23 protein-coding genes are annotated in these 22,616 nt (G+C 72.6%); 13 read left to right on the plus strand and 10 right to left on the minus strand.

The genetic code is table 11. The features are described 5' to 3' along the window. Complete coding sequence (locus tag DEJ04_RS07335) at nucleotides 1–1,164, plus strand: exonuclease SbcCD subunit D (RefSeq protein ID WP_111046687.1); 1,164 nt, start codon at nucleotides 1–3, stop codon at nucleotides 1,162–1,164. Then, nucleotides 1,164–4,154 (plus strand): AAA family ATPase, encoded by a 2,991-nt coding sequence (locus DEJ04_RS07340; protein ID WP_111046688.1) that lies wholly within the window; start codon nucleotides 1,164–1,166, stop codon nucleotides 4,152–4,154. The genes DEJ04_RS07335 and DEJ04_RS07340 overlap by 1 nt, the downstream gene beginning before the upstream one ends. Nucleotides 4,155–4,171: 17 nt before the next feature. Here DEJ04_RS07340 and DEJ04_RS18365 read toward each other — a convergent pair whose 3' ends face one another. Both DEJ04_RS18365 and DEJ04_RS07345 read right to left on the minus strand, forming a co-directional pair. Continuing rightward, complete coding sequence (locus tag DEJ04_RS18365; protein ID WP_156463787.1) at nucleotides 4,172–4,348, minus strand: hypothetical protein; 177 nt, start codon at nucleotides 4,346–4,348, stop codon at nucleotides 4,172–4,174. Continuing rightward, nucleotides 4,345–5,154 carry a class E sortase gene (locus tag DEJ04_RS07345; RefSeq protein ID WP_241660484.1) on the minus strand — a complete coding sequence of 270 codons (810 nt, stop codon included), beginning with the start codon at nucleotides 5,152–5,154 and terminating at the stop codon, nucleotides 4,345–4,347. Before DEJ04_RS07345 ends, DEJ04_RS18365 begins: the two co-directional genes overlap by 4 nt. A gap of 94 nt (nucleotides 5,155–5,248) precedes the next feature. Here DEJ04_RS07345 and DEJ04_RS07350 point away from each other — a divergent pair, with 94 nt between their 5' ends. After that, on the plus strand, nucleotides 5,249–5,698 hold the full coding sequence (locus DEJ04_RS07350; RefSeq protein WP_111046689.1) for a GNAT family acetyltransferase: 450 nt from the start codon (nucleotides 5,249–5,251) through the stop codon (nucleotides 5,696–5,698). 145 nt (nucleotides 5,699–5,843) lie between these two features. Here DEJ04_RS07350 and DEJ04_RS07355 read toward each other — a convergent pair whose 3' ends face one another. Next, a complete protein-coding gene (locus tag DEJ04_RS07355; protein ID WP_111046690.1) occupies nucleotides 5,844–6,767 on the minus strand; it encodes an EamA family transporter in 924 nt (307 codons plus the stop codon). Nucleotides 6,768–6,803: 36 nt separating this feature from the next. On the opposite strand from DEJ04_RS07355, the gene DEJ04_RS07360 reads away from it, so the two are divergent. The 6 genes from DEJ04_RS07360 to DEJ04_RS07385 all read left to right on the plus strand — a co-directional run bounded on the left by DEJ04_RS07360 (nucleotide 6,804) and on the right by DEJ04_RS07385 (nucleotide 13,024). Continuing rightward, nucleotides 6,804–7,952 carry a CPBP family intramembrane glutamic endopeptidase gene (locus DEJ04_RS07360; protein WP_111046691.1) on the plus strand — a complete coding sequence of 383 codons (1,149 nt, stop codon included), beginning with the start codon at nucleotides 6,804–6,806 and terminating at the stop codon, nucleotides 7,950–7,952. A 9-nt stretch (nucleotides 7,953–7,961) separates the two neighbouring features. Further along, nucleotides 7,962–9,830, plus strand: coding sequence for a DNA helicase RecQ (recQ, locus tag DEJ04_RS07365; protein ID WP_111046692.1), 1,869 nt, complete (start codon nucleotides 7,962–7,964; stop codon nucleotides 9,828–9,830). Nucleotides 9,831–9,917: 87 nt separating this feature from the next. Beyond that, nucleotides 9,918–10,664, plus strand: coding sequence for a 1-acyl-sn-glycerol-3-phosphate acyltransferase (locus DEJ04_RS07370; RefSeq protein ID WP_111046693.1), 747 nt, complete (start codon nucleotides 9,918–9,920; stop codon nucleotides 10,662–10,664). 135 nt (nucleotides 10,665–10,799) lie between these two features. Then, the gene (locus DEJ04_RS07375) at nucleotides 10,800–11,156 is read left to right on the plus strand and encodes a hypothetical protein (RefSeq protein WP_111030844.1); all 357 of its coding nucleotides are present in this window, start codon (nucleotides 10,800–10,802) and stop codon (nucleotides 11,154–11,156) included. A gap of 439 nt (nucleotides 11,157–11,595) precedes the next feature. Beyond that, entirely contained in the window at nucleotides 11,596–12,114 is a 519-nt protein-coding gene (locus DEJ04_RS18590) for a M23 family metallopeptidase (RefSeq protein ID WP_220035553.1), read from the plus strand. Between the two features lie 73 nt (nucleotides 12,115–12,187). After that, nucleotides 12,188–13,024, plus strand: a complete 837-nt coding sequence (locus DEJ04_RS07385) for an NAD(P)-dependent oxidoreductase (RefSeq protein WP_258371335.1) — start codon at nucleotides 12,188–12,190, stop codon at nucleotides 13,022–13,024. Between the two features lie 56 nt (nucleotides 13,025–13,080). On the opposite strand, the gene DEJ04_RS07390 is transcribed toward DEJ04_RS07385, so the two are convergent. Together DEJ04_RS07390 and DEJ04_RS07395 are read right to left on the minus strand one after the other, a co-directional pair. Continuing rightward, the gene (locus DEJ04_RS07390; RefSeq protein WP_027465064.1) at nucleotides 13,081–13,284 is read right to left on the minus strand and encodes a hypothetical protein; all 204 of its coding nucleotides are present in this window, start codon (nucleotides 13,282–13,284) and stop codon (nucleotides 13,081–13,083) included. 10 nt (nucleotides 13,285–13,294) lie between these two features. Then, on the minus strand, nucleotides 13,295–13,813 hold the full coding sequence (locus tag DEJ04_RS07395) for a MarR family winged helix-turn-helix transcriptional regulator (RefSeq protein WP_110864346.1): 519 nt from the start codon (nucleotides 13,811–13,813) through the stop codon (nucleotides 13,295–13,297). Nucleotides 13,814–13,944: 131 nt separating this feature from the next. Here DEJ04_RS07395 and DEJ04_RS07400 point away from each other — a divergent pair, with 131 nt between their 5' ends. After that, nucleotides 13,945–14,838 (plus strand): alpha-E domain-containing protein, encoded by an 894-nt coding sequence (locus tag DEJ04_RS07400; RefSeq protein WP_111046695.1) that lies wholly within the window; start codon nucleotides 13,945–13,947, stop codon nucleotides 14,836–14,838. A gap of 196 nt (nucleotides 14,839–15,034) precedes the next feature. Here DEJ04_RS07400 and DEJ04_RS07405 read toward each other — a convergent pair whose 3' ends face one another. After that, nucleotides 15,035–16,372, minus strand: coding sequence for an MFS transporter (locus DEJ04_RS07405; RefSeq protein WP_375334727.1), 1,338 nt, complete (start codon nucleotides 16,370–16,372; stop codon nucleotides 15,035–15,037). Next, entirely contained in the window at nucleotides 16,369–16,779 is a 411-nt protein-coding gene (locus DEJ04_RS07410) for a MarR family winged helix-turn-helix transcriptional regulator (protein ID WP_071248270.1), read from the minus strand. The genes DEJ04_RS07405 and DEJ04_RS07410 overlap by 4 nt, the downstream gene beginning before the upstream one ends. Nucleotides 16,780–16,874: 95 nt before the next feature. Between DEJ04_RS07410 and DEJ04_RS07415 the strand changes: the two genes are divergently transcribed. Next, a complete protein-coding gene (locus DEJ04_RS07415) occupies nucleotides 16,875–17,627 on the plus strand; it encodes an SDR family NAD(P)-dependent oxidoreductase (protein WP_071406021.1) in 753 nt (250 codons plus the stop codon). Between the two features lie 180 nt (nucleotides 17,628–17,807). On the opposite strand, the gene DEJ04_RS07420 is transcribed toward DEJ04_RS07415, so the two are convergent. From DEJ04_RS07420 to DEJ04_RS07430, 3 genes are all read right to left on the minus strand, one after another. Then, nucleotides 17,808–18,752 (minus strand): acetamidase/formamidase family protein, encoded by a 945-nt coding sequence (locus tag DEJ04_RS07420; protein ID WP_111046697.1) that lies wholly within the window; start codon nucleotides 18,750–18,752, stop codon nucleotides 17,808–17,810. 170 nt (nucleotides 18,753–18,922) lie between these two features. Beyond that, nucleotides 18,923–19,192: a hypothetical protein gene (locus DEJ04_RS07425; protein WP_111046698.1), complete on the minus strand. Its 270-nt coding sequence runs from the start codon at nucleotides 19,190–19,192 to the stop codon at nucleotides 18,923–18,925. A gap of 11 nt (nucleotides 19,193–19,203) precedes the next feature. Next, on the minus strand, nucleotides 19,204–20,361 hold the full coding sequence (locus DEJ04_RS07430) for an inorganic phosphate transporter (protein WP_111046699.1): 1,158 nt from the start codon (nucleotides 20,359–20,361) through the stop codon (nucleotides 19,204–19,206). A 105-nt stretch (nucleotides 20,362–20,466) separates the two neighbouring features. Between DEJ04_RS07430 and DEJ04_RS07435 the strand changes: the two genes are divergently transcribed. Both DEJ04_RS07435 and DEJ04_RS07440 read left to right on the plus strand, forming a co-directional pair. Beyond that, entirely contained in the window at nucleotides 20,467–21,336 is an 870-nt protein-coding gene (locus DEJ04_RS07435) for an alpha/beta hydrolase (protein ID WP_111046700.1), read from the plus strand. A 133-nt stretch (nucleotides 21,337–21,469) separates the two neighbouring features. Then, nucleotides 21,470–22,519 carry a biotin/lipoate A/B protein ligase family protein gene (locus DEJ04_RS07440; protein WP_111046701.1) on the plus strand — a complete coding sequence of 350 codons (1,050 nt, stop codon included), beginning with the start codon at nucleotides 21,470–21,472 and terminating at the stop codon, nucleotides 22,517–22,519. Nucleotides 22,520–22,616 lie beyond the last annotated feature (97 nt).

The following is a 22,616-nucleotide window of genomic DNA, read 5'->3' on the forward strand; positions in this document are numbered from 1 at the left end:
ATGCGCATCCTGCACACCGGCGACTGGCACCTCGGCCGCACACTGCTGGGTGCCGACCTGCTCGAGCACCAGGCCGCGTTCACCGACTGGCTCGTCGACCTCGCCCGCGAGCGCGCGGTCGACCTCGTCGTCATCGCCGGCGACGTCTACGACCGTGCGATCCCGCCGGTGGACGCCGTCCGCATGCTCTCCCGCGTGCTGGAGCGCCTCGCCGAGACCACGACGGTGGTCCTCACGCCGGGCAACCACGACTCCGCCGCGCGGCTCGGCTTCGGTGCCGGCGTGATGGGGCAGCGCGTGCGCATCCTCGCCGAGCCCGCCCACGTGGCCGATCCGGTGCTCGTGCCCGACGACGACGGCCCGGTGGCCGTGTACGGCATCCCGTACCTGCACCCCGACCTCACGCGGTACGCCCTGGCGGCGGTCCCCGACGAACCCCTCGCCCGCTCGCACCACGCCGTCGTGCACGCTGCCACCGAACGGATCCGCGCCGACCTGGCGACGCGGGCCGACACCCGGAGCGTCGTCGTCGCGCACGCCTTCGTCGGGGGCGCCGACCCGAGCGACAGCGAGCAGGACATCCGCGTCGGCGGGGTCGACCGCGTGGCCGAGTCGGTGTTCGACGGGTTCGACTACGTCGCCCTCGGGCACCTGCACGGCCCGCAGCGCGTCGGCGACGACGGCCGGATCCGGTACGCCGGGTCGCCGCTGGCGTTCTCGTTCGGCGAGCGGCACCAGCGGAAGTCCGTGACGATCGCCGACCTCGACGCGGCGGGTGCCGTCACCGTCGAGCTCGTACCGACCCCGGTGCCGCGGCGGCTCGTCGACGTGCGGGGCAGCATCGACGCCATCGAGTCCGGGGAGTTCCGGGCCGATGCCGACGCCTGGGTCCGCGTCGCGGTGACCGACACCGTGCACCCGGAACGCATGTACGCCCGCGTGAAGGACCACTTCCCGCACGCCCTGGCGATCACGCACGAACCGGCGGACCGGCCGGCCGCCACCGCAGCGCGGGCCGTCACCGCGACGTCCGACCCGGTCGAGGTCGCCGGCGACTTCGTGGCCTTCGCCACCGGCGCGCTGCCCGACGACGACGAAGGCGCGGTGCTGACCGAGGCGTACGAGGCCGCGGTGCTCGCCCTGCAGCGTGAGGGGGACCGCTGATGTACCTGCACCGACTCGAACTGCGCGCCATCGGGCCCTACCCCGACCTCGTGACGATCGACTTCGCGGCGCTGGCCGCCTCCGGGGTCTTCCTGCTCGAGGGGCCGACCGGTTCCGGCAAGTCGACGATCATCGACGCCGTCGTGTTCGCCCTGTACGGCGGACTCGCCGGATCCGACGCCAGCTCCGACCGGCTGCACAGCCAGCACGCCGACCCCGCGGTCGAACCGTTCGTCGAGCTCGTGTTCGAGACCGGTGCGGGTACGTACCGGGTCCGGCGCACCCCGCAGTACGACCGCCCGAAGCAGCGGGGGACCGGCACCGTGAAGCAGCAGGCGTCCGTGCAGCTGTTCCGACTCGCCGCGCCCACCGACGTCGCCGGCGAACCCCTGTCGTCCCGCATCCCCGAGGTCGGGGTCGAGATCGCCCGGATCGTCGGGCTCGACCGCGCGCAGTTCCTGCAGACCGTGGTGCTGCCCCAGGGCGAGTTCGCACGGTTCCTCCGCTCCCCGGGGGAAGACCGCCGGAAGCTCCTGCAGTCGCTGTTCGGCACCCAGGTCTACGACCGCACCGCCGACGAGCTCGCCGCTCGCCGCCGGGCCGTGCAGGCCGAGGTCGAGGGGGCCGACGACCGCGTCCGCGAGGCCCTGGCCCGGTTCGCGCAGGCGGCCGACCTCGCCGACGCCGACGAGTCCGTCGTCCCCGGCACGGTGGCGTCCCTCCGCGCGACGGCCGACGCCGCCGGGGCGGCCCGGACGGCTGCGGCTGCCGCTGCGACGGCGGCGACCGAACACGAACGATCGGTGACGGCCCGTGCGGCCGCCCTCGAGCGACGAGCGGGGCTGCTGCGGCGCCAGGCGCTCCTCGACGACGACGCCCCGGCGATCGAGCAGGCACGGGCCGCGGTCGCGACGGCCGAGCGCGCCGCCCGGGTCGCCGCGGTGGCCGACGGCCTCGACGCCGCAACCGGCCGGGCGGACGACACCGCCGCGGCAGCCGCCCGGTTGCGCGAGCAGCACGCACTCGGCGCCGTCGACGCACAGCAGGTCGCCCGGCGCCGCGACTCGCTGACCGACGCCCTGTCCGACGTCCGGCACCTCGTCGCGGTCGAGGCCGACGCAGACGCCAGGCGCACCGCCATCGCCGAGGCCACTGCGACCGCATCGCGCCTCACCGACGACCTCGCCGCCCTCGACACCGCGCTCGAGGCCCGGCCGACGGAACGAGCCCGGATCGTCGAGGCCGCCCGCACCGCCTCGACGACCGCTGCCGACGCCGACGCCGCCGCGCACGAGGTCGCCCGGGTGCAGTCGCTCCGCGCCGACCTGGCCGCCCGCGACCGCGCCGAGCAGCGCGTCGCCGGTGCCGAACGCATCGTGGCCGATGCCCGCCGTCGGGCCACCGAGGCGCTCGATGCCGAACGCTCCCTGCGCGAGCGCCGTATCGCCGGGCTCGCCGGAGAGCTCGGTGCCGCGCTGACCCCCGGCGACCCCTGCCCGGTCTGCGGATCGACGGCGCACCCGTCGGTGGCCGCGCCGCAGGACGACCACCCGACGATCCAGGCGGTGGAGTCCGCGGGCGACGCCACGCGTACGGCCGATCAGCAGCTCGCCGACGCCGCGGCCGACCTGGCCGTCGAGCGCGCCGAGCACCTCCGGCTGACCGACGTCGTCGGCGCCGTCGACACGGTCGCCCTCGACACCATGGCGGTGGCCGCCGACGAGCGGGTCCGAGCGGCGCACGACGCCGCGGCGCTGGTGCTGGAGCACGAGCGCGAGCGGACGGCGCACGACACCGCGACGCGGGCGCTCGAGCGTGAGCGGAACGACCTCGACGCCCGGCGCACGGTGCTTGCGTCGACGGCGGCCTCCGACGCCGAGCGGCTCGAGGCCGACCTGCGATCCGTGCACGAGGCGATCGACCGGCTCGCAGCACTGCTCGACAGCGACAGCGACAGCTCGCCGGTGACGCTCCACGCCGTGGTCGACGGGCTCGACGGACGGCTGACGGTGCTCCGCGCCGTCGCCGAGGCCGACGACCGCGCGGCTGCCGCAGCCCGCGCCCGCGACGAGCGCAGCGTCGAGGTCGCCCGGGTCCTCGACGAGCAGGGGTTCCCCGACGTCGACGCCGCACGAGCCGGCCTGCTCGACCCCGACACCGTCGCACGGTTCCGCAGCAGCATCAGCGGAGCCGAGGCCGAACGCGCCGTCGTGCGGGCAGGGCTCGACGACCCCGCGGTGGTGCAGGCGGCCGACGACGATCCGGAGCAGCTCGACGTGCCGGCGGCCCAGGCCGAACGGGTCCGCGCGACTGCCGAGCTCGACGAGGCCACCCGGCTCGCGGTGACCGCTGCCCACCGTGCCGAGGCCGTCGAGCAGTGTGCGACCGAGGTCGACCGCACCGTCCGTGCGCGACAGGAGACCTCGGCCCGCAGCCGTGCGGTCGTCCGGCTCGCCGACGTCGCGAACGGGGTGGCATCGGTCAACCCGACCGGCATCACGCTCGGCACCTACGTGCTCATGCGGCGCTTCGAGGACGTCGTGGCGGCGGCGAACGACCGGTTGCGCGGCATGCTCGCCGGGCGGTTCACCCTCGAGACCTCCGACGAACGGGAATCCGGGTCACGGGCGCGACGGACGGGGCTCGCCCTCGCCGTGCACGACCACACGACCGACACCGTCCGCGATCCCCGCAGCCTGTCCGGCGGCGAGACGTTCACCGTGTCGCTGTGCCTGGCGCTCGGCCTGGCCGACGTCGTGCAGGCCGAGGCCGGCGGGGTCTCGCTCGGCACCCTGTTCGTCGACGAGGGGTTCGGCACGCTCGACCCAGAGACCCTCGACGACGTCATCGGGCAGTTGTCGCGACTGACCGCGGGCGGGCGACAGGTCGGGATCGTCAGCCACGTCGAGGAACTCAAGCAGCGGATCCCGGAGCGGATCGCGGTGCGACGCACCCCGGCCGGCGGGTCGCAGGTGACGACCACGGTCTGACCCGACCCGACCTGACGCTACGGGGTCGGCGTCGACTCCACCGTGCCGTCCGGCGGGGGCAGGATGTCCGCCGCGATCCACGGGAACACCCACTGGAACAGCACGAACACGATGGCGACGAGGAGCACGAGCAGCTCGAGCACCTTCAGGGCGGTGGGGCCGGGCAGCAGCCGCCAGACCAGGGGGAAGATCACTTGGCGGTCTCCGAGAGTTCCTTCGGGGTGCCCTCGGACGCGGGCATCCAGTAGTCGAGCTTCGCGTGCGTCACGAACCGCTCCGCCGCGGACCACATCGGGTGGCAGGCGGTCAGCGTGAGCCAGCGGTCCTGGGGGGTCGGTTCCACACCCGGCTTGTTCGGCACCGGCGCGATCGTCTCGATCTTGTCGGGCGTGACGATCTGGCTGTCGGTGACCTTGTAGACGTACCAGACGTCGAACTTCGTCTTCGCGTCGGTGACCCGGACCACGACCGAGTCGCCCTTCTTGAGCTCCGCGATCTGGTTGAGGGGCTTGCCGTAGGTGACCCGGTGTCCGGCGACGGCGAAGTTGCCGGGTGCGCCGGGCATCGCGGTGTCCTGGTAGTGGCCGAGCCCGATGGTGTTGAGGACCTTCTCACGATCCGTGCCCTCGCCGATCGGCCGGTTGTAGTCCTTGCCGAACCGGGGGATCTGCATCGTGCCGAACACGTCCGACAACCCCGGCGGTTCGTCCAGCACGGGTGCGGTGCCGCGGTGCTCGGTGCCCTCGACCTTCGGGGTCTTGACCTGGTCGAGGCCCTGCACGAGCTTCGTCTGCTCGTTCACGGCGACCACGTCGGTCCACCACGCCGTCCACACGACGTACAGGCCGGTGCCGGCGCCCGCGATGATGAGCAACTCGGCGACGAGCGACACGATCGCACCGCCGACCGTCTGCCGTCTGCGCGGGGAACGCCGGGACCGCGAACCGGCTTCGTCGTCCCGTGCGCTGCGGCGCGACGGGAGGGTGTCGTGTGCGGTCACGGGGCTCCTGATCGGCTGGGTGGTCGGACAGGTCTATCAGATCACGGCGACAGGCCGGTGACGACGTTCTCCCCACCCCCGTTAACGTGGGGGCATGGAGTACCGGATCCGCCCCTTCCGCACCGAGGACACCGACGCGGTCGTCGCCCTGTGGGAATCGTGCGGCCTCGTCCGACCCTGGAACGACCCCCGACGTGACATCGCCCGCAAGCTGACGGTCCAGCCCGAGCTCTTCCTGGTCGCCGAGCCCGAGCCCGAGCCCGAGCCCGGCACCGACACCGACGTCGTCGCCGCGGGCATGGCCGGCTTCGACGGGCACCGCGGCTGGGTGAACTACCTCGCCGTGCGCCCCGACCTGCAGGGCTCCGGCCTCGGTCGCACCCTGATGGCCGAGTTCGAGCGGCTCCTGACCGACCTCGGCTGCCCGAAGCTCAACCTGCAGGTGCGTGCCGGCAACGAGCAGGTGCTCGGGTTCTACGCGTCCCTCGGCTACACCGACGACCGCACGGTCTCGCTCGGCAAGCGCCTCATCCCCGACGCCTGACCGCGCCCGCCCGTCGCACCGTGCGGGTTCGCTCATCCGGTGCGGCGTTGGCGGCTCGGTGCGGTGCTGCAAGTCCGCACCGGGCCGTCAACCTCGCACGGTTCGAACGACTCGGCACCGTGCCCGGCCCGCCGCGACCCGCGCGCTACGCCAACGCCAGCGCCACCGACGCGACGAACGCCAGCACGATGCCGATCCACTGCTGCGCGGTCAAGCGTTCCCGCAGCACGACCCCGGCCAGCACCACCGTGCCGATCGGGTAGAGCGCGTTGAGCACGCTCACGACGGGCAGGGTCGCCGGGTCGTCGCTGCTGTGCAGCCCCGCCTGGATGAACACGTTCGCCATCGCGTCGAAGACGCCGCACACGGCGACGATGACCAGCAGCCGCGGACCCCATGCGCGACCCGACCGAGGCTCGCGGACGGCGGCAGCCCCGTCGGGGCGGGCCGACGTCGGGGCGGACACCGGGCCTCCCGTCCGGAGCACGACGACGATCGCCGCCGCACCCAGCAGCACCGCCTGCAGCACCCGCGCGACCACGAGGGGCGCGATGCCCGAGTCGGACGGCGTCATGTCGTAGGCCAGCACGATCCCGCCGAAGCCGCACCCGGCGACGGCGGCGGCGACCACGCCCCGGGCGGTGAGCCGCGCACCCGAGGCGTCCCGGACCACCGCGACCAGGACCACCGCGACGACCGCGACCACGAGCGCGCCGGTCGCCACGGGTGACAGCACGGTGCCGCGGAACACCGCGACGAGCACCGGCACGAGGGCCGCGAAGACGGCTGTGACCGGGGAGAGCACGCTCATGGGCCCGATCGCGAGTGCCGCGTAGAGCAGCAGGACCCCGACACCGCCGGAGAGGCCGGCGACCGCACCCCAGACCGCAGCCGGCCACGAGAACACGCCACCCAGGACCACCAGTCCGACGAGCAGCGGCACGATCCCGATCGCGGCGGCCACCGCCGTGACGACGATCGGGCGGACCCGGCGCGAGGCAAGTCCGCCCAGGAAGTCGGCGAACCCGTAGACGATCGCGCCGGACAGGCCGAACAGGACGGTGAGCACGGCTCCCATCCTGCCCGGCCCGGTACCCTGCGGTGCGTGAGTGTTCCCTACCAGCGCCTGCCCCGGATCGACGGACGGTGGAGGTGGTGGCGGCCGCTCGTCGCCCTCGCGTTCCTGGCGGGGTGGTACCTCGTTTCGCAGATCGTCATCGCGGTCGCGTACTTCGTGCCGATCGGCGCAACGCAGGGGCCGCAAGCCCTGATCGACCTGCAGAACGACCTGGCCGGTGGCGCGCTCGACCCCACCGACCCGCTGATCCTGTCGCTGTCGCTGGTGTCGCTCGTGGTCCTGCTGCCGGGCATCCTGCTCGCCGTGAAGATCGCGCGGATCGGACCGGCCGGCATCCTGTCGTCGACGCGGTTCCGGGTCCGGTGGGCCTGGACTGCCTGGTGCCTGCTGCCGACGCTCGTCATCGCCGCGGTCATGTTCGTCGTCCAGACCGGCCTGTTCTGGGACGGCGGGATGATCACGACCGACGGCGGCTTCGCCTGGAACCACGACGCGATCGGCCAGTCGACGGTCTCCCTCGGCACCCTCACGCTGACGATCGTCCTCGTCGTGCTGCTCGTCCCGTTCCAGGGCGCTGCCGAGGAGTACATCTTCCGCGGCTTCCTGATGCAGACCGTCGCGTCGTGGATCCCGCGTCGCGTCGGCACGGTCATCGCCGTGGCGGTCTCGACGGTCGTCTTCGCGGTGCTGCACATCCCGAACGGCTACAACGTCTGGGGCATCCTCGACGTCGGCTCGTTCGGTCTGATCGCGGCGATCATCGTCCTCCGGACCGGCGGGCTCGAGGCCACGGTCCTGCAGCACGCGTTCAACAACATCATGATCTTCGTGCTGCAGGCGCCCGGCTGGTCCGGGATCGACCTGACCTCGTCGGACGCGAACGGCACGTGGCAGGGGACGCTCGTCACCCTCGTCACGTCGCTCGCGTTCTGGGGCATGGTCGAGTTCCTGGCGTGGTGGCGGGGGCTGGACCGCCGGTTCGCCGGCCACGAGGCGCCCCGGTTCCGCGGTGTGACCCCGGCCTGGGCGGGCGGCGTCCGCTGGACCCGGCCGGGAGGCACGGGCTGGGCGACCACGCCGGCCCGCGCCGACGACGTGGCCGGTTCCGACCACCGTGCCGGCTCCGACACGGACGGTGCTGTGGACAGTGCGGTGGGTGTCGCCGGTCGCCCGTAGGCTCGTGGCATGAGCACCACGCCCGCGTCCGCTGCCGTGTCTGCTCCCGCTGCCGTGTCCGCACCCCGTGCCGCTGCGCTCGACGTGCTGCACCGCGTGTGGGGCTACGACGACTTCCGCGGCGAGCAGGCGGCCATCATCGACCAGGTGGTGGCCGGTGGTGACGCCCTGGTGCTCATGCCGACCGGTGGCGGCAAGTCCCTCTGCTACCAGGTGCCATCGCTCGTCCGCGACGGCGTCGGGGTCGTGGTGTCGCCGCTCATCGCCCTCATGCAGGACCAGGTCGACGCCCTGGCCGCGAACGGCGTGCGCGCCGCGTTCCTCAACTCGACGCAGGGCCCCGACGAACGGTCCCGGGTCGAGCGTGCCGTGGTGCAGGGCGAGGTCGACATGCTCTACCTCGCGCCCGAGCGGCTCCGGCTCGAGTCCACCCGAGCGCTCCTCGACCGGGCACGTGTCTCGCTGTTCGCCATCGACGAGGCACACTGCGTCGCCCAGTGGGGCCACGACTTCCGCCCGGACTACCTCGAACTGAGCGTCCTGCACGAGCGGTGGCCGACGGTGCCGCGCATCGCCCTGACCGCCACCGCGACGCCGCAGACCCACCGCGAGATCTCCGCACGTCTCGGCCTCGACGACGCCGCGCACTTCGTCGCCGACTTCGACCGGCCGAACATCCAGTACCGCATCGAACCGAAGACCGGTGCGCTGCAGCAGCTGCTCACCTTCATCCGCACGGAGCACAGCGGCGACGCGGGCATCGTGTACTGCCTGTCCCGCAACTCCGTCGAGCGCACCGCGTCCGCCCTGGCCGAGCAGGGGATCAACGCCCTGCCCTACCACGCGGGCCTCGACGCCCGGGTTCGTGCCCGCAACCAGTCGACGTTCCTGCGCGAGGACGGCGTCGTCATGGTGGCGACGATCGCGTTCGGCATGGGCATCGACAAGCCCGACGTCCGGTTCGTGGCGCACCTCGACCTGCCGAAGTCGGTCGAGGGCTACTACCAGGAGACCGGCCGTGCGGGTCGTGACGGGCTGCCGGCCACCGCGTGGCTCGCGTACGGCCTGAACGACGTCGTCCAGCAGCGGCGGATGATCGACCAGTCCGAGGGCGACGCCGCACACCGTCGGCAGCTCAGCGCCCACCTCGACGCCATGCTCAGCCTGTGCGAGACGATCGAGTGCCGCCGGGTTCGGCTGCTCGCGTACTTCGGGCAGGAGAGCACGGCGTGCGGCAACTGCGACACGTGCATCGCGCCGCCGGAGTCGTGGGACGGCACGGTCCCCGCGCAGAAGCTGCTGTCCACCGTCGTGCGGCTCGAGCGTGAGCGCCGCCAGCGGTACGGCGTCTCGCACCTCGTCGACATCCTGATCGGCAAGCGGTCGCCCCGCGTGCAGGAACTCCAGCACGACACCCTGGCGACCTTCGGCATCGGCGCGGACCTGTCCGAGGGCGAGTGGCGCGCGGTCGCACGACAGGTGCTGGCCCAGGGCTACGCGGCGGTGTCGGGCGACGGCTTCGGCACGGTCGTCCTCAGTCCCACGAGCGCCGAGGTCCTGACGGGCAAGGTGCAGGTGCGGATGCGTCGCGACCCGGTCAAGGCTCCGCGAGCCGGACGCAGCAGTCGACGGACGGTCGTCACCGACATGCCGCAGGAAGCCGTCGGCCTGTTCGAGGCCCTGCGTGCCTGGCGTGCTGCCGAGGCCCGCGAGCAGGGCGTCCCCGCGTACGTGGTGTTCAACGACGCGACACTCCGGGGCATCTCCGCCGTCCGACCGGCCGACGTCGACCAGCTCGGCGAGATCTCCGGCGTCGGCGCGGCGAAGCTCGAGCGCTACGGGCGCGCGGTCCTCGACGTCGTCGCCGCGGCCGACTGACCCCCGACCAGCACTGCATGCCGTTCCGGGCATGTGCCCTCCGCGCGCCTCATTACACTCGGTAGCTCGTCACCACGAGGAGGTCCGGTGTCCGGTTCGACGAAGTTCGCCACCGTGCTCAGTCGCGCGGTGGTGACCCCGCTCGCCCGGTTGCTGTGGCGCCCGAAGATCATCGGTCGTCGGAACGTCCCGAAGCGTGGTGCGGTGATCCTCGCGAGCAACCACCGCTCGTTCATCGACTCGCCCGCGATCACGCTCATGGCACCGCGCAAGGTGTCGTTCCTGGCGAAGCAGGAGTACTTCACGGGTTCGGGTGTCAAGGGAGCCGTCTCGCGGGCGTTCTTCGGGGGCATCGGCGCCATCGGGGTCGAGCGTGGCGCGGGCGCGGCGGCGCAGCAGGCCCTCGACCTCGGGCTGGCACGCCTGCAGGAGGGCGAGGCGTTCGCGATCTACCCGGAAGGCACGCGCTCGCTCGACGGCCGGATCTACAAGGGCCGCACGGGTGTGGCGTGGTTGGCGCTGACCAGTGGCGCCCCCGTGGTACCCGTCGCGCTCACCGGCACCGAGGACGTCCAGCCGGTCGGGTCCCGGCTGCCGAAGCTCGCCCGCGTGACGATCGAGTTCGGGCAGCCGATCGACCTGTCGTCCTTCGGCGAAGCGTCGTCCGGTCGTGCTCGGCGCCACGCGACCGATGCGGTGATGGCGGCGATCCAGGAGCTCAGCGGCCAGGAGCCGGCGAACACCTACAACAACCCGCCCGCGACGATCGTGGAGCGGGTCCGTCGTGCGCTGCAGCCGGACGACCCGACCGCTGCCGCCGTCGACCCCGACTGATCACCGCGACTGTCCGGTCACTATTGCACATCTGAAATATCGATGGTTGAATGGCGGACGTGCCGCTCGGCACGCCGCCATCGCCGGTCGCCCGAGAACGACCAGCCACGACATCCAGATCGGACCGTCCGCAGCATGTCCTCCACCCCGCTCTTCGACTCCATCGCCCAGCGTCGCGATCAGGCCGACGCTCCGCACTCCACCGTGCGCTCCACCCCGTCACCGGCGCTCGCCGTCGTCACCCCGGTGCCGACCTCGCCGATGTCCGCACCCGTCCGCCCGGGTGACTCCACGCTGGTGCCGGCCGCCCTCGTCGCCGCGATCGACGAGATCCCGGTCCGGGTGGCATCGGCCCTGGTGACCGAGGTCACGATCCGCCCCGAGCACCTCGTCCTGGTCGAGACCGTCGCCGACGCGATCACCCGCGCGGTCGTCGACGCCGTCGTGTGCGAGCTGGACCGGATCGCCCGTGACGGCGTCGTCCGCGTCTGACCGGGCTGGTCACCGCACGATGACGACCCCCGACGACGGCCTGCCCCGGCGCCCACGCGGTGCCGAGCGCCGCGCCGCCGCCCGACCGACCGCGCCCCGGCCGCGCCGTGCACGGCACGCTGCACAGCCGGGGCCGCTCCGAGCCGCCGGGGTGGCGGTGCCCCCTCCCGCCACCCCGGCTTCCACCCAGCCCGCACGACGCATCCGGCCTCCACAGCCCAGTCGGCCCACGCGGTCGGCCGCTCCGACGCGGCCGGCTGCCTCCACGCAGCCGGCCGCTCCCACGCGCCGCCGCCCCGCGTCCTTCCGGATCCCCGCCCGGCGGACCCTCCCCGCCGCGGCGGTCACTGCCGTCACGTGCCTGTTCGTCGCGGTCGGCTCCCCGCAGACCGCCGTCGCCGCTCCGACAACTCCGGAAGCCACGTCGGCATCGGCCGGCATGCAGCACTTCGTCGCCGACGGTTCCACCGGGCCGACCGCCGGCCGCGACGACTTCTCGGTCGGCCGTGCTGCCGCAGCCCTCCGGGTCCCCGGTGGCTCGGGCCCGACCGGTGGAGCCGTCCGCCCCACGGTCGGTGCGATCCCCGACGCCGGTGGCTTCGGCTCCCGCTGGGTCGTCGGCTGTGCGGCCTGCTCGTCGAACCACCAGGGGGTCGACTTCGCCGCGGCCATCGGGACCCCGGTCGTCGCCGCGCTGCCCGGCCGGGTCGTCTCGGCGGGTGTCCTCGGTGGCTACGGCAACCAGGTCCTCCTGCAGCACGCCGACGGCACCGCGACGCGGTACGGGCACCTGTCGGCGATCGACGTCCGCCCCGGCCAGGTCCTCGGCGCGGGGGAGCGCCTCGGGGCCGTCGGCAACACGGGCGTCTCGACCGGCGCCCACCTGCACTTCGAGGTCATCGTGGCCGGCACCCCGATCGACCCGGCCACCTGGCTGCAGGCTCGCGGCCTCCTCTGACGGCGGCGGGCGTAGCGTCGGAGCGGTCGCGGCACGCTGTCGCGCCAGGACGGAGACGCACGTGCGAGTGACGGTGTTGGGGACGGGGGCGATGGGTGCCGGCGTGGCGGGATCACTGCTCCGCGACGGCCACGAGGTGACGGTCTGGAACCGCAGTGCCGACAAGGCCTCGCCCCTGGGTGGCCGCGGCGCGACGGTGGCGAGCGACCCGGGCACTGCCGTCGAGCACGCCGAGGTCGTCCTGCTCACCCTGTTCGACACCGATGCGGTCGTCGACGTCCTCGAGCAGGCTGCCGGCGATGCCCCGACCGACGCCGTGTGGGTGCAGGCCTCGACGATCGGGGTCGACGGCACCGCGACGATCGTGCAGCTGGCCGAGAAGTACGGCATCACCCTCGTCGAGGCGATGATGCTCGGCACGAAGGCCCCCGCCGAACAGGGCAAGCTCACGATGCTCGCGGCCGGACCGGCGGACCTGCTCGACCGTGTCGACCCCGTGCTCGACGCGATCGGCGCGAAGACCGTCCGCGCCGGCGACCACGTCGGCGACGGCACCGCACTCAAGCTCGCCGCGAACGCCTGGATCGCCTCGATCACCGCGGCGACCGGGCAGTCCCTGGCCCTCGCGGCGGCGCTCGGGCTCGACCCCGCGCTGTTCCTGCAGGCCATCGAGGGCAGCGCGAGCGACTCCGCCTACGCCCACACCAAGGGCGCCGCGATGATCGCCCGCGAGTTCCCCGCCCAGTTCGCACTCGACGGGCTGCGGAAGGACATCGGACTCATCACCGATGCCGCCCGGACCGCCGGGGTGTCCACCACGCTGCTCGAGGCGCTCGGACGCGTCTACGCCGATGCCAGCGCAGCCGGCCACGGGGGCGACGACATCGCCGCGGTCGGCACCGCGTTCTGACGCACGGGCGCCCGCACGCGCAAGCGCACACCCACATGCGCGGATCCGCCGACCGATCAGCCCCGACGGAACAGCCGCCGCAGGCGCTTCGTGAGCCGCCCCACGGCCTCGTCGTTCATGGTGTTGGCGAGGTCGAACGCCTCACGAGCCGGATCTGACCCGGCCTGGATCCGTCGGAGCGCGGCGTCGGCACGGGCCCGCGAGTCGAGCTCGGCGAACGGCATGTCGTCCTCGGGGTGGTGTTCGCCGCGAGGGTCCATGCGGTCCAGGTTACGCGCGACGGAGGTGGTCCGACCCGGCGTCGAGCTCGTCCACGACGCGGACCATCTCGTCCAGGAAGTCCACGACGACGGCCATCTCGTTGCTCGGCAGGTGCTCGGTGACCTCGAGCGCGCGGGCGTCGAGCTCCTCGATGACCCGGAGCGCGTGCCGCATCGAGGTGCCGGTGGCGGTGAGGATGACACCACGGCGGTCGTTCGGATCGGCGTGCCGTTCGACGTGACCGCTGCGGACGAGCCGGTCGACGAGCGCCGACGTCGACGCCGCGGTGATCTCGAGCCGCTCGGCGAGGTCCTTCGCGTTGACGGTGCGGCCGTCGTGCTCGGCGTCGATCAGGAACCGGAGTGCCAACAGGGCGTTCTCGCCGATCCCCAGTGCCTCGCGCGCTCGGCGCTGCGCAGCGCTCTCGGCCGTCCGGTACCGCCGCAGGGCGTTGAGGACGTCCACGGCGGAGACCGCGGAGTCCTCGTACCAGTACCCCGCGGTGCTGGTCATCACCTCGGACGTCATGCCCCAATGCTAGACGCTCTAGTTAGATTGTCTAGCGAGCGCGGAGACGGGACACCTGCAACACCCGTGACGCGGTTCTGTAACACCCCGGCAACGCCGGCTCGTTAGGTTCTGGACATGCAGGAGCAGCCGTGCTGAGCCGCCTCGCGGGGAACGTCTTCCACGTGGGGAGCGCGGTGGAGCGCACCGACGTCGTCGCACGCTTGCTCGACGTCTACGTCGCGCGTCGCGAACCGGGCACCCTCGACGACGACCGGCTCGTGTCCACCGAGCTCCGCAGCGTCATCGGGACCACCGGCCCCGCGAACGACCCGGACCGTGCCGCCACCGTCGACGCCCTCGCACTCGACCGGCACGAACCCGCGTCCATCGCCGCCGCGGTCGCCGTCGCCCGCGACCACGCACGCCGCGCCCGCGAGGTCGTCTCGAGCGAGCTCTGGGACTGCCTCGACGTCACGCGGTCGCGGATGCCCCGGAAGATCGCCCCGGACCGGGCGCACGAGTTCCTCGGCTGGGTGCGGGAGCGCAGTGCCCTCGCCATCGGGGTGGTCGAGGGTGACGCCAGCCGTGACGAGGTGTGGGAGTTCTTCACCCTCGGGCGGTCACTCACCCGCTGCGCCTCCACCGCACGGCTGCTGGCGTCGCGGCTGCTCGAGCCGGACGCGGTCACCTCGTGGACGGCGGCGCTCCGGGCGTGCGGCGCGGGCGAGGCCTTCCTGCGCGGACGCGACCACCCACCGTTGCCGTCCGACGCCGCCGCCTTCCTGCTCCTCGACGCGCACAGCCCGCGGTCGTTGCGCTTCACGGTGCACCGCGCGGCCGAGTGCCTGGCCGACGTCGCCCCGTCCTGCGTCGCGGACGAGGTCGCCGGGTTCGACGAGGTCCGCGTCCTGCTCGACGGCATCCCGGAGGAGTCGGCGCTCGCCGTGGCGGGTGACGTCGGGCAACGGCTGGCGGTCGCTGCCGACCGCGTCGCCGCGGCCCTCGACGAGCGCGTCTTCGCGTCGTCCGCACCCGTGCTCTGAGCCCACCCGGCGCGCGTGTCCGGAGCCGCGTCGGCGCGGGTGTGGCGGGACCGGGCCGGTCCGCGCGTCGTGACCGCGGCCGTGTGCCCGGGTGGCGCCGGACGGGAGGCCCGTGGCGGCGCCGGTGCGGGCCTCCCGTCCGACGGTCGGTGCGTCACGGGCCGTCGGCCGACGGGCAGGGCGACCCGCCGGTCCGTCAGACGGCGCTGGAGCGCTCGGCGAGCGTCTCGTCGCGTTCCAGCTCGCGGCGGAGCGCCGCGCGCGAGCCGACCACCGGCACGGCGTGCGTGATCGCCAGGTGCAGCCGCGAGTCGGCGTCGTAGCGCAGCCGGACCCGCTGGTACCGGACGAGCCAGACGAGCGCGATCCCGAGCGCCACGAAGCCCGAGGCCGCGCCGACGACGATCGCCCAGCGTGGGCCGAAGGCGTCGGCGACGGCACCGACGAGCGGGGCGCCGATGGGGGTGCCGCCCGCGAAGATCGCCATGTAGAGCGCCATCACGCGGCCGCGCATCGCGGGCTTCGTCGTGGTCTGCACCAGGGCGTTCGCCGTGGTCATGAAGGTCAGGGACGCGAGCCCGACGAACACCAGCACGATCGCGAAGGTCCAGTACGTCGGGGCGAGGGCAGCGGCGGTGCACGCGAGCCCGAACCCGCCCGCCGCGAGGACGAGGGTGCGCATCCGCGGCTTGTCCCGTCTGGCGGACAGCAGCGCACCGAGCACCGAGCCGACCGCCATCACCGAGTTGAGCAGTCCGAACTCGCCGGCGCCCTGGTGGAACTCGACCCGCGCCATCGTCGAGGTGAAGATCGGGAAGTTCACGCCGAACGTGCCGACGACGAAGATCATGCAGAGCACGACGACGATGTCCGGTCGGGTGCGGACGTACCGGAAGCCGGCGACGATCTGCCCCTTGCCGCGGCCCGCCCGGACCCGTTCGGCGAGCTGCGCGGGGTCGACGAACCGGAGTGCGAGCAGGACGGCCAGGAACGACCCGGCGTTGATGACGAACACCCATCCGGAGCCGATCGCCGCGATGAGCACACCGGCGACCGCGGGGCCGATCAGGCGTGCGGCGTTGAAGGACGCGGAGTTCAGCGCGACGGCGTTCGAGACGTCCTCGCCCTGCACGACGTCGGAGACGAAGGCCTGCCGGATCGGGGCGTCGAACGCGGCGACGATGCCGAGTGCCAGGGCGAAGCCGTACAGCGCGAGCAGGGTGGCGGTGTGCGTGAGGACCATGACGCCGAGCCCCAACCCGAGCAACCCCATCAGACCCTGGGTGAGCATGAGCATCTTCCGGCGGTCGAACCGGTCGGCGGCGAGCCCGGTGAGTGGCAGGAGCAGCAGCTGGGGGCCGAACTGCAGGGCCATCGTGATGCCCACCGCGACGGCGTTGTTGTCCGAGAGCTGGGTCAGCACGATCCAGTCCTGGGCGGTGCGCTGCATCCAGGTGCCGACGTTCGACACCAGGGCCCCGGCGAACCAGATGCGGTAGTTGCGTCCGGCGAGGGAGCGGAACATGGCGGTCACTGCTGGGCCAGCCTCCTCATGATCTCGGTGGCGTCGGCGAGGGTGCTCCGCTCGTCGGCGGTGAGTGCTGCGAGTCGCGGGGAGAGCCAGCCGTCACGGCGGCGTCGGGTCTCCTCGACGAAGGCGGCTCCGGCGGGCGTCGCACCGAGCAGCACCTTGCGGCGGTCGTCGCCGTGCCCGCACTTCGACACCAGGCCCCGCTCGACCAGCACCGCGACCGTCTTCGTCATCGAGGGCGGGGTGACGCCGTCCTGCCGACTCAGGTCGGCCAGGGTCATGGCGCCGTCGCGGTGCAGGCGGGCGAGGGCGGAGAACTGCGCGTCCGTGACGCTCGAGTCGGCCTTCTGGGCACGGAGGGTGCGGGACAGCCGGTTCACCGCGATGCGGAGGTCGGTGGCGTCGGTCATCGGTCGTTAGCCTATCTCATTAGTTCAGCGAACGAACTTCATTTCGGGTGTACCGTGGTTGTAGACAACACGTGTTGCCGAGAGAGAAGGAGAACATGTCCGAGTTCGAGGGCAAGGTCGCCGTCGTCACCGGTGGTGGCAGCGGCATCGGCGAGTCGGTAGCGAAGGAGCTCGCCGCGGCGGGCGCCACGGTGGTCGTCGCCGACATCAACCTGGCGGGCGCCGAGCGCGTCGCCGCGTCGATCGTGGAGGCCGGTGGCACCGCCCGCGCGTTCGAGGCCAACTCCGCGGTCGCCGCGGACAACGAGCGCATGGTGCAGTTCGCGGTCGACACGTTCGGCGCGCTGCACCTGGCCGTGAACAACGCCGGCATCGGCGCAGCACCGCAGCCGATCGGCGAGTACGACATCGCCGCCTGGGACCGCGTCCGTGCGGTCGACCTGGACGGCGTCTTCTACGGGCTGCGCTACGAGATCCCCGCGATGGTGGCCGCCGGCGGTGGCGCGATCGTGAACATGGCGTCGGTGCTCGGCACGGTCGGCATGGCCCAGAACGCGGCCTACGTCGCCTCGAAGCACGCGCTCGCCGGGCTGACCAAGGTCGCCGCGCTCGAGTACTCGTCGCAGGGCGTCCGCACGAACGCCGTGGGCCCCGGGTTCATCGACACCCCGCTGCTCCGCAAGTCGCTCTCGCCCGAGGCCATCGCGGCACTCGAGGACGAGCACGCCTCGAAGCGGCTCGGCACCGACGCCGAGGTCGCCGCGCTCGTGCTGTTCCTGCTGAGCGACAAGGCCTCGTTCATCACGGGCAGCTACCACCTGGTGGACGGCGGCTACTCCGCCCACTGACGGGTCCGGTGCACCTGGTCGTTCCGGGCGTACCTGGTCGAAACGGGCGTACCTGGTCGGTTCTTCCGACCAGGTACGCCCGTTTCCGCTTTCCAGCGCGGGCGCGATGGGAAGGAACGTCGGACTGGAGGCCCGCCCAGCGTGCGCCGGTCGGCTCGCGCTGGGCGGGCCTCCCGGCCTTCAGAGCCGCGCGTCCGTCAGGATCGCGTCGTGCGGGAGCAGGGCGTGCACGCCCCACGTGCGGTTCGCGACCTGCGTGATGCGCATGCTCACCGCCACGCTCGCCATCGCGAGGGCCTCGGCGCGGCCGATCCCGTGCAGCCCGGCGATCCAGTCGACCATCCGGTCGAGCGCCGTGGCCGTCGCGACGTTGAGGTCGGCGTCGAAGCCGAAGGTGATGCGTCCGGCGGGGGTGTCGGCGTGCACGCCCTCGACCGGGGCCGCATCGAGGAGCGTCAGGGTCATCGTCGTCGTCATGCCGCACTCGACCGCCGTGCCGGAGACCTCGCCGTCGCCCTGGGCCGCGTGCCCGTCGCCGACGTGGAGCAGGGCGTCCGGCACCGTCACGGGCAGGTACAGGGTCGAGCCGGCGATCAGCTCACGGCAGTCGACGTTGCCGCCGCCGACCGTGCGGGGCGGGATCGTGGAGTGCTCCCCGGTGGGCGCGGGTGGGACGCCGACGACGCCGAGGAACGGTGCGGTCCGTACCCCGAGGCCGAGCTGGTTCACGGCGACTCCGGCGGAGACGTCGATGTCCCAGAGGAGCGGGCCGCGCGACGCCGGGTCGGTCAGGCCGAGTGCGCGGTTCACCGGGGAGTCGACCCCGCCCGAGGCCGTGTAGCCCCAGTCGTCGGGCACGAGGTCGTCGAAGTGCACCGCCAGGACCATCCCCGGACGTGCTCCCGCGACGGCGATCGGCCCGACCAGGCAGTGGCCCCGGCGCGGGTCGATCAGGGTCGGGGCGTCGACGCCCGGGCCCGGCTGGCGTTCCGTGTAGCCCGCGGCGCTCAGGGTTCGGACGGTCACCGTGTCGCCCGGTTCGACGGTCAGGACCGGCTGGCGTTCTGCGGTGAAGACGTCGACGGCGGAGTCGACCGTGGCGTCGAGGTGGTGGTGGGTGGTCACCGTTCGATCATCCCAGGCGGGAGCGGGGCGGTTCCGGGCGTACCTGGCGGAATCGGGCGTACCGGGTCGAATCGGGCGTACCTGGTCGGAACGGGCGTACCTGGTCGGAAGTTCTGACCAGGTACGCCCGATTCCACCAACCATCGCGGGTGTTCTGGGAAGGAACGTCCTCAGTGGAACTGGGGGATCGTCAACCAGATGCCCGCCAGCACCGCGGCGATGCACAGCGCGAAGCACAGCACGGCTCCCGCCAGTGCCGCCGGCGGGGTGTGCCCGGAGCGTGGGGTCTCCTCGGAGTACTGCGTGCGCTCGCCGCCCACGTCGTCCGGCTGCCCCGTCCCGAGCAGCCGGAGGCCGAGCGTGTACACGAGCACCAGACCCACGGCGGCCACGAAGCCGACGCCGGCGACCGTGCCGATCGCGGTGAAGTCGATGTCCATCGTCGTTCCCCTCAGTTCGCTGCGCCGGTCGGCTGCGGCTCGGCCTGCTCGGCCGGCCCGGACTCGGTGGTGATGTCCTCGTGCGAGATCGGCTTGCGCTTGGCGAGGACGTAGAAGGTGAGCCCGCCGGCCAGTGCGAGGACCGCGACGAGCACCAGCCCGAAGGCCGAGGTCGACGCGAGCCAGGTCGCGAGCGCCCCGACCACCGCAGCGGCGGGCAGCGTGATCACCCATGCGATGACGATGCGGCCGACGACCGACCAGTGCACGTCGGCGAGCTTCTTGCCGAGGCCCGAGCCGACGACCGCGCCGCTCGTCACGTGGGTCGTCGAGAGCGCGAAGCCCAGGTGCGACGAGATGAGGATCGTCGCGGCGGAGCTCGTCTCGGCGGCGAAGCCCTGCGGCGACTGCACGTCGGAGATCTTCTTGCCGACGGTCTGCATGATCCGCCAGCCGCCCATGTACGTGCCGAGGCCGATCGCGAGCCCGCAGGCCAGGATCACCCAGAGCGCGGGACCGGTGCCGGCGGCCTGGTAGTTCGCGGCGATGAGGGTCAGCGTGATGACGCCCATCGTCTTCTGCGCGTCGTTCGTGCCGTGCGCGAGCGACACCAGCGACGCCGAGATCGTCTGCCCGTGTCGGAACCCGGTCGCGGCACCGTGCGTCGTCGCGTTCTTCGTGAGCACGTACGCCAGGTACGTCGCGACCAGGGCGATCACCCCGGCGATGACCGGGGAGAGCAGCGCCGGCAGCACGACCTTCGACACCACCGTCGCCCAGCTGATCGAGTTCAGCCCCGCGCCGATGATCGAGGCGCCGATGAGCCCGCCGAACAGCGCATGGGTGGACGAGGACGGCAGCCCGAGGTACCAGGTCGCCAGGTTCCAGAGCACCGCGCCGACGAGCCCCGCGAAGATCATCGTGGGCGAGATGTGGATGCCGTCCTGCCCCTCGCGGATGATGCCCTGCGAGACGGTCTTGGCGACCTCGGTGGACAGGAACGCGCCGACCACGTTGAGCACGGCGGAGATGAGCACGGCGGTCCGGGGCTTGAGCGCTCCCGTGGCGACCGACGTGGCCATGGCGTTCGCGGTGTCGTGGAAGCCGTTCGTGAAGTCGAACACGAGGGCCACGACGATCACCAGCGTGACGATGACGATGACGTCCATGCGCAGGACGCTAGGCCCGCCTGGAACCCCCTGCGTGAACGCCGGGTGAACAGGTCCGGGATGGAGCGCGTCTGCGAGGATGGCAGTGTCTGGAAGGATGCGGGTGTGCCGACTTTCTCCGCCGCTCGCGGCGACGCCTCGTTCACCGACGCCCACGGCGTCGAGATCGTCTACTCGACCTGGCGTGCGGCGCGGCCGAAGGGTGTCGTGCAGATCGCGCACGGGGTCGGGGAGCACGGGCTCCGGTACGAACCGCTCGCGCAGGACCTGGTGCGCGCCGGCTACACCGTGCACGCCAACGACCACCGCGGGCACGGACGCACCGGCCTGACCCAGTGGGACGGCGACCACGCCAAGCTCGGTCGGCTCGGCCCCGGCGGCCTGCGCGCGGCGATCGCCGCGGTCGAGCAGATGAGCGCGGTCGCGCGGGCCGACGAACCCGGGCTGCCGCTCGTGCTGCTCGGGCACTCGTGGGGGTCGCTCATGGCGCAGCGGATCGTGAACACCTCGTCGGACCGCTACGACGGCGTCGTCCTGTCCGCGAGTGCCTACCGGCTGCCCGGCTGGATGAACAGCGGCGACCTCAACGCCCGGCACGCGGGGTCGGGGCCCACCAAGTACGAGTGGCTCACCCGCGACCGGAAGATCATCGACGCGATGGCGGTCGACCCCCTGGCGGTCGAGGCCGACGTCATCGGGCTGTTCGGGCTCGCCGACACGCTCCGGCTGCTCGGGGTCCCGCGACGGGGCATCCCGCACGACCTCCCGATGCTGCTGCAGGTCGGCTCCGACGACAGCCTCGGGGGTCCGCGCTCGATCGAGCGTCTGGCGCAGGCGTACCGCCGACGCGGACGACTGTCCGACGTGACCGTGCAGGTGTACGAGGGCGCGCGGCACGAGGTCTACAACGAGACCAACCGCGCCGAGGTCATCGGCGACCTGGTCGCGTGGCTCGACCGGGTGACGGAGCGCTGACGGCGCTCGCCGCGTCCTGCGACGCGACCGGCGGCGGCCTGGAGGCCCGTGGCGGCGCCGCCACGCGCCTCCAGGCCGCGTCACCAGGCCGGCTCACTGCCGGGCCGTCGGCCGTCCGGAATAGGGTTGCGGCATGCACGGTGAGTACAAGGTCCCCGGAGGCAAGCTGGTCGTCGTCGACCTCGAGGTCGTCGACGGCACGATCCAGCAGTTCCGGCTGGCGGGTGACTTCTTCCTGGAACCCGACGACGCGCTGCCGCTCATCGACGCGGCCGTGAATGGGCTCCCCGTGACCACCGACGCCGCGGGCATCGCCGCAGCCGTGAGGGCGGCCCTCCCGACCGATGCGGTGCTGCTCGGCTTCACGCCCGAGTCCGTCGGCGTCGCGGTGCGCCGTGCGCTGTCGCGGGCCTCGACCTGGCGCGACCACGACTGGCAGATCGTGCACGAGGGGCCGATCAGCCCGAACGAGCACCTCGCGCTCGACCAGGTGCTGACCGAAGAGGTCGGTGCCGGACGCCGCGGTCCCACGCTGCGCATCTGGGAGTGGGACCAGCCGGCCGTCGTGATCGGCTCGTTCCAGTCGCTCAAGAACGAGGTCGATCCCGCCGGCGCCGAGAAGTACGGCGTGCAGGTGGTCCGACGGATCTCCGGCGGCGGCGCGATGTTCATGGACGCCGGTGCCGTCATCTCCTACTCGCTCTACGTGCCGTCCGACCTGGTGCAGGGCATGACCTTCGCCGACTCGTACGCGTTCCTCGACGAGTGGGTGATCGAGGCGCTCAAGTCGCTCGGCATCGAGGCCTACTACCAGCCCCTCAACGACATCACCTCGACCAAGGGCAAGATCGGCGGGGCCGCACAGAAGCGCCTCGGCACCGGGTCGCTGCTGCACCACGCCACCATGAGCTACGACATGGACGGCGAGAAGATGGTCCAGGTGCTGCGCATCGGGCGCGAGAAGATGAGCGACAAGGGCACCACCAGTGCTGCGAAGCGCGTCGACCCGCTCCGCTCGCAGACCGGGCTGACCCGCGCCGAGATCATCGAGCGGCTGATCGGCACCTTCACCCGGCTGTACGGGGCGACCGAGGGGCACGTGACCGAGGCCGAGCGGGAGCGCGCGCAGGAGCTGGTGCGGACGAAGTTCGCGACGAAGGAGTGGCTCGAGCGGGTGCCGTGAGCCCTGCTCGGTCGACGGTGGACGCGACGGCCGGAGCTGAGGGGGGACGTCCCGGCCGCCGCTGCTTCGAGTGTGCGCCTCGACCTCATGAACCAGA

The sequence above is a fragment of the Curtobacterium sp. MCLR17_044 genome, assembly GCF_003234435.1.
In the GTDB taxonomy this organism is placed as follows: domain Bacteria; phylum Actinomycetota; class Actinomycetes; order Actinomycetales; family Microbacteriaceae; genus Curtobacterium; species Curtobacterium flaccumfaciens.

What these genes read in the sequence shown, in the direction of transcription:
- DEJ04_RS07425 (WP_111046698.1), bottom strand. Translation starts at nt 19,192, where the DNA reads ATGGACATCGACTTCACCGCGATCGGCACGGTCGCCGGCGTCGGCTTC.
- DEJ04_RS07335 (WP_111046687.1), top strand. Translation starts at nt 1, where the DNA reads ATGCGCATCCTGCACACCGGCGACTGGCACCTCGGCCGCACACTGCTG.
- DEJ04_RS07410 (WP_071248270.1), bottom strand. Translation starts at nt 16,779, where the DNA reads ATGACCGACGCCACCGACCTCCGCATCGCGGTGAACCGGCTGTCCCGC.
- DEJ04_RS07375 (WP_111030844.1), top strand. Translation starts at nt 10,800, where the DNA reads ATGTCCTCCACCCCGCTCTTCGACTCCATCGCCCAGCGTCGCGATCAG.
- DEJ04_RS07340 (WP_111046688.1), top strand. Translation starts at nt 1,164, where the DNA reads ATGTACCTGCACCGACTCGAACTGCGCGCCATCGGGCCCTACCCCGAC.
- recQ (WP_111046692.1), top strand. Translation starts at nt 7,962, where the DNA reads ATGAGCACCACGCCCGCGTCCGCTGCCGTGTCTGCTCCCGCTGCCGTG.
- DEJ04_RS07395 (WP_110864346.1), bottom strand. Translation starts at nt 13,813, where the DNA reads ATGACGTCCGAGGTGATGACCAGCACCGCGGGGTACTGGTACGAGGAC.
- DEJ04_RS07415 (WP_071406021.1), top strand. Translation starts at nt 16,875, where the DNA reads ATGTCCGAGTTCGAGGGCAAGGTCGCCGTCGTCACCGGTGGTGGCAGC.
- DEJ04_RS18590 (WP_220035553.1), top strand. Translation starts at nt 11,596, where the DNA reads ATGCAGCACTTCGTCGCCGACGGTTCCACCGGGCCGACCGCCGGCCGC.
- DEJ04_RS07440 (WP_111046701.1), top strand. Translation starts at nt 21,470, where the DNA reads ATGCACGGTGAGTACAAGGTCCCCGGAGGCAAGCTGGTCGTCGTCGAC.
- DEJ04_RS07430 (WP_111046699.1), bottom strand. Translation starts at nt 20,361, where the DNA reads ATGGACGTCATCGTCATCGTCACGCTGGTGATCGTCGTGGCCCTCGTG.
- DEJ04_RS07350 (WP_111046689.1), top strand. Translation starts at nt 5,249, where the DNA reads ATGGAGTACCGGATCCGCCCCTTCCGCACCGAGGACACCGACGCGGTC.
- DEJ04_RS07390 (WP_027465064.1), bottom strand. Translation starts at nt 13,284, where the DNA reads ATGGACCCTCGCGGCGAACACCACCCCGAGGACGACATGCCGTTCGCC.